The organism is Bacillus sp. AFS059628, assembly GCF_002571225.1.
Taxonomy (GTDB): domain Bacteria; phylum Bacillota; class Bacilli; order Bacillales; family Bacillaceae_G; genus Bacillus_A.
In genome coordinates this window covers 1-245 of record NZ_NVEC01000149.1, presented here as the reverse complement: position 1 = coordinate 245, position 245 = coordinate 1, and the positions used below count along the sequence as shown (strand labels likewise).

Here is a 245-nt window from a genome sequence, read left to right as displayed (position 1 = left end):
GAATCCCTTCTTCTCTGCCATTCATATTGGCCCGTTGGTCAAGTGGTTAAGACACCGCCCTTTCACGGCGGTAACACGGGTTCGAATCCCGTACGGGTCACCACTTCGGAGGATTAGCTCAGCTGGGAGAGCACCTGCCTTACAAGCAGGGGGTCGGCGGTTCGATCCCGTCATCCTCCACCATAATATTATAATGAAAATTAAAATGACATTAATTTAAAGATTAAATGGTCCCGTGGTGTAGT

2 tRNA genes are annotated in these 245 nt (G+C 48.6%); both read left to right on the top strand.

The annotated features are described in order from the left end of the window. Window positions 1-28: 28 nt before the first annotated feature. Window positions 29-103 (top strand) — tRNA-Glu (locus COL05_RS30560). 4 nt (window positions 104-107) lie between these two features. Next, window positions 108-183 (top strand) — tRNA-Val (locus COL05_RS30555). Window positions 184-245: the final 62 nt, after the last annotated feature.